Raw genomic sequence first — 2,506 nt, forward strand, 5'->3', positions numbered from 1 at the left:
GCAGTGGACGGTCGGTCTTATTCCGACATGACTGTCCCGCTCTAAGTGCGTGTGCACCCGATTACGGGTAAACATTCATGGAGAGTTTGATCCTGGCTCAGGACGAACGCTGGCGGCGTGCTTAACACATGCAAGTCGAACGATGAAGCCCTTCGGGGTGGATTAGTGGCGAACGGGTGAGTAACACGTGGGCAATCTGCCCTTCACTCTGGGACAAGCCCTGGAAACGGGGTCTAATACCGGATAACACTCCTGCCTGCATGGGCGGGGGTTAAAAGCTCCGGCGGTGAAGGATGAGCCCGCGGCCTATCAGCTTGTTGGTGGGGTAATGGCCCACCAAGGCGACGACGGGTAGCCGGCCTGAGAGGGCGACCGGCCACACTGGGACTGAGACACGGCCCAGACTCCTACGGGAGGCAGCAGTGGGGAATATTGCACAATGGGCGAAAGCCTGATGCAGCGACGCCGCGTGAGGGATGACGGCCTTCGGGTTGTAAACCTCTTTCAGCAGGGAAGAAGCGAAAGTGACGGTACCTGCAGAAGAAGCGCCGGCTAACTACGTGCCAGCAGCCGCGGTAATACGTAGGGCGCAAGCGTTGTCCGGAATTATTGGGCGTAAAGAGCTCGTAGGCGGCTTGTCACGTCGGATGTGAAAGCCCGAGGCTTAACCTCGGGTCTGCATTCGATACGGGCTAGCTAGAGTGTGGTAGGGGAGATCGGAATTCCTGGTGTAGCGGTGAAATGCGCAGATATCAGGAGGAACACCGGTGGCGAAGGCGGATCTCTGGGCCATTACTGACGCTGAGGAGCGAAAGCGTGGGGAGCGAACAGGATTAGATACCCTGGTAGTCCACGCCGTAAACGTTGGGAACTAGGTGTTGGCGACATTCCACGTCGTCGGTGCCGCAGCTAACGCATTAAGTTCCCCGCCTGGGGAGTACGGCCGCAAGGCTAAAACTCAAAGGAATTGACGGGGGCCCGCACAAGCAGCGGAGCATGTGGCTTAATTCGACGCAACGCGAAGAACCTTACCAAGGCTTGACATATACCGGAAAGCATTAGAGATAGTGCCCCCCTTGTGGTCGGTATACAGGTGGTGCATGGCTGTCGTCAGCTCGTGTCGTGAGATGTTGGGTTAAGTCCCGCAACGAGCGCAACCCTTGTCCTGTGTTGCCAGCATGCCCTTCGGGGTGATGGGGACTCACAGGAGACCGCCGGGGTCAACTCGGAGGAAGGTGGGGACGACGTCAAGTCATCATGCCCCTTATGTCTTGGGCTGCACACGTGCTACAATGGCCGGTACAATGAGCTGCGATACCGTGAGGTGGAGCGAATCTCAAAAAGCCGGTCTCAGTTCGGATTGGGGTCTGCAACTCGACCCCATGAAGTCGGAGTTGCTAGTAATCGCAGATCAGCATTGCTGCGGTGAATACGTTCCCGGGCCTTGTACACACCGCCCGTCACGTCACGAAAGTCGGTAACACCCGAAGCCGGTGGCCCAACCCGTAAGGGAGGGAGCTGTCGAAGGTGGGACTGGCGATTGGGACGAAGTCGTAACAAGGTAGCCGTACCGGAAGGTGCGGCTGGATCACCTCCTTTCTAAGGAGCACAGTACCGATTGCAGACAAACGTTCTGCACGGTCAGCTCAGGGTGGAACGTTGATTAGTTGGCACGGTTTCCAAAACCTTCTGTGAGTACTGCTTCGGCGTGGAAAACAGGAAGAGTGGCGGGGATCGTGCTTGGCACGTTGTTGGGTGTCTGAGGGTACGGCCGTAAGGTCTTATCTTCGCGATGCCGGCCCCAGTGAACTTCACCTTTTGGGTGAGGGTGATGGGTGACTGGTCGTTGCTTGAGAACTACACAGTGGACGCGAGCATCTGTAGGCCAAGTTTTTAAGGGCGCACGGTGGATGCCTTGGCACCAGGAACCGATGAAGGACGTGAGAGGCCGCGATAGGCCCCGGGGAGCTGCCAACTGAGCTTTGATCCGGGGGTGTCCGAATGGGGAAACCCGGCAGTCGTCATGGGCTGTCACCCACTGCTGAACACATAGGCAGTGTGGAGGGAACGCGGGGAAGTGAAACATCTCAGTACCCGCAGGAAGAGAAAACAACCGTGATTCCGGGAGTAGTGGCGAGCGAAACCGGATGAGGCCAAACCGTATGCGTGTGATACCCGGCAGGGGTTGCGCATGCGGGGTTGTGGGAATTCTTTTGATCGGTCTGCCGGCCGGTCGGCGAGTCAGAAACCGTTGATGTAGTCGAAGGACATGCGAAAGGTCCGGCGTAGAGGGTAAGACCCCCGTAGACGAAACATCAGCGGCTTGCTTAAGAATCTCCCAAGTAGCACGGGGCCCGAGAAATCCCGTGTGAATCTGGCGGGACCACCCGCTAAGCCTAAATATTCCCTGGTGACCGATAGCGGATAGTACCGTGAGGGAATGGTGAAAAGTACCGCGGGAGCGGAGTGAAATAGTACCTGAAACCGTGTGCCTACAAGCCGTGGG

General features: G+C 57.5%; 2 rRNA genes (1 of these 2 cut by a window edge). Both read left to right on the forward strand.

Features of this window, described 5'->3' with window-relative positions:
• The first annotated feature begins 74 nt into the window (after positions 1–74).
• A 16S ribosomal RNA gene (locus ACIA8F_RS39095) occupies positions 75–1,599 on the forward strand.
• Between the two features lie 284 nt (positions 1,600–1,883).
• Positions 1,884–2,506, forward strand: a 23S ribosomal RNA gene (locus ACIA8F_RS39100) (it continues 2,572 nt past the right edge of the window).
• Together the 16S and 23S rRNA genes form the textbook arrangement of a ribosomal RNA operon.

This window comes from Streptomyces sp. NPDC051563 (assembly GCF_044454225.1).
Lineage (GTDB): Bacteria > Actinomycetota > Actinomycetes > Streptomycetales > Streptomycetaceae > Streptomyces.